The 2,117-nt window shown below is 65.3% G+C and carries 2 protein-coding genes; one reads left to right on the forward strand and one right to left on the reverse strand.

Annotation, left to right across the window (positions count from 1 at the left end; all coding sequences use genetic code 11):
- Nucleotides 1-150 precede the first annotated feature (150 nt).
- Complete coding sequence (locus CBW66_RS28145) at nucleotides 151-576, forward strand: SUKH-3 domain-containing protein (protein ID WP_086141016.1); 426 nt, start codon at nucleotides 151-153, stop codon at nucleotides 574-576.
- A 55-nt stretch (nucleotides 577-631) separates the two neighbouring features.
- On the opposite strand, the gene CBW66_RS28150 is transcribed toward CBW66_RS28145, so the two are convergent.
- Nucleotides 632-2,107 (reverse strand): phenylacetate--CoA ligase family protein, encoded by a 1,476-nt coding sequence (locus CBW66_RS28150; RefSeq protein WP_367379993.1) that lies wholly within the window; start codon nucleotides 2,105-2,107, stop codon nucleotides 632-634.
- Nucleotides 2,108-2,117 lie beyond the last annotated feature (10 nt).

The raw sequence follows: 2,117 nt of genomic DNA on the forward strand, positions 1-2,117 counted from the left end.
TTTTTCCTCGGCAGACCAGCGCCTGCGGCGCTCCTGGCTCACCGTCACTACCTCGATTGTTTGCTTGTTCCTAGTCATATGCACAGTCCTATTCCTATCCGTAAGAATAACGCATAGGCTGTGTCTGGTGAATCAAGGGGCTATTTCAGGATGTTCGCTTTATCAGAAAAGATCCGCCCAATTTTTGAACAGGCGGGATGGGTTCCTCATGATAGTCACTATGGTCCGCAAAAGTCGCCCAGGCAGGTGGCGCTGGCGATTTTGAGCGACTTCGGCGGTTTGAACGTGGGGAGCACGGGTGCCGGTATCGAGATGGCGAAAGGCGATATCAGTTTTTTTAGTGGCCTCAAGCCCGAGGCGAATGCTGTACTGCGCCGTTGGCAGCATCAGACTGGGGACGTGGAAGCGGTGGCGAATGCCCATCACGATCACATGTTGGTTTTTGTCGGTGCGCATGGCTTTTATGCTTTTACGGATCCCGATGACCAACTGTACCACCTTGGTTCGGATTTTTCCGTCGCCATGGAAAAATTACTTCTCGGTGTAAGTCTGGGGACACCCCTGGCGCGCTATTAGGCGGCAGCGGCCAGCTGCCGTCGCCCTGTCCGAGCAGCTTACCGATTTCGTACAATTAAGGCCGGACCTTAGGCCGGCAGGAATGCATATCGGCTACTTGGCTCACCACATAGCGGTACTTGCCCGACGCTTCCGCGGCAATTTCGTCGACTTCCTCGATGGCGATGTCGACCTGCGCGCCCAGCCTGGCCTGGAAGCCGGTGACGATCGCCGTGCGCGCGGGTTCGTCCAGGCGCGGCTGGGAGACCAGCAGCACGCGCGTGCGCAGCAGGCTTTCCTGGATGATTTTAAAACTGCGCACCTGCGGCAGTTCGCGCACGATGTAGACGAGGGCCAGGCCGTGCATGACGGTGCCGTCCATGGCGGTAAGGAAATCCGTGCTGCGCCCTTCGATTTTCTGCAGCAGGGGCAGGCCGCGGCCGCAGGCGCAGGGCCCGGTGCCCAGCGCGCCCACGTCGCCGGTGGCGTAGCGGATGAAGGGGTAGTCCTGCGTGGCCAGGTGGGTGACGACGATGTCGCCCGTGGCGCCGGCGGGCAGCGGTTGGCCCTGGGCATCAACAATTTCCACGATGATGTCTTCGGCCGTGATGTGCATGCCGCCTTCCGGGCATTCGTGGGCGATGAAGCCCGCGTCGCGCCCGCCGTAGCCGTTGGCGACGGGGCAGCCGAAGGCGGTGGCGATCTGCGCGCGCTGCTCGTCGTACAGGCGTTCGGCCGTGACGAAGGCCACTTTCACGCCCAGGCCGTCGAGCGGCAAGTCCCGCGCTTGCGCGTGGCTGGCGATGCGGCACAGGGCCGACGGGTAGCCGAACAGCATGCGCGGACGCCAGCGGCGCAATTGCCGCACGTAGCCGTCCAGGCGTGCGGGCGACATGGCGAACGCGGGCAGCAGGGTGGTGCGCAGCAGCGCATCGCGCAGGCGGCGCACGCGGTCTTGCGCATGCAGCTCGATGGGCGAACCCCACAGCACGGCTTCGCGGTCGCCGATGTCGACGCCCCACCAGCGCGTGGCGCGCCACTTGGCCGCGATATCGTGGCTGACCCTGCGCCGGCCGAGGAAAAACCGTAGCGGTTCGCCGCTGGAGCCGCCCGTGGCGAACGGGCGCAAGCCGACGGCGCGGGCGGATTTAAAGCTGTCGCGCGCGCTGGCGATGTCAAGCTTGCGCAGCAGCGGCAGGCGTGCCAAATCGGCCAGTTGGCGTACTTGCTCGGGGTCGAAACCGCTGCGGGCGAACAGGGCGCGGTAGTAAGGCACGTGCGTGCCCGCGTGGCGCAGCAGGGCGCGCAGGCGCGCCAGCTGCCACTCTTGCAACTGCTCCGCGCTCCACCACTGCGAGCGTTCCAGGCGGCGCAGCAGGCGCGCGCTGTGGTGGCCCTTGAGCCATTCATGCAGGGGAAACAGCCACGTGGCGACGAGGCGCGTGTAGGCGCCGGGGTGCGGCGCGGCGCGGATGCGGCGGTAATGTGCGGCCAGCCTGGGCGCGATGCCGGGCCAGCCGAAGGTGGGGGCGTGCGCCAGGCCCGCCTGCACTTGCGCCTGC

The organism is Janthinobacterium sp. GW456P, from assembly GCF_002127655.1.
Taxonomy (GTDB): domain Bacteria; phylum Pseudomonadota; class Gammaproteobacteria; order Burkholderiales; family Burkholderiaceae_D; genus Janthinobacterium.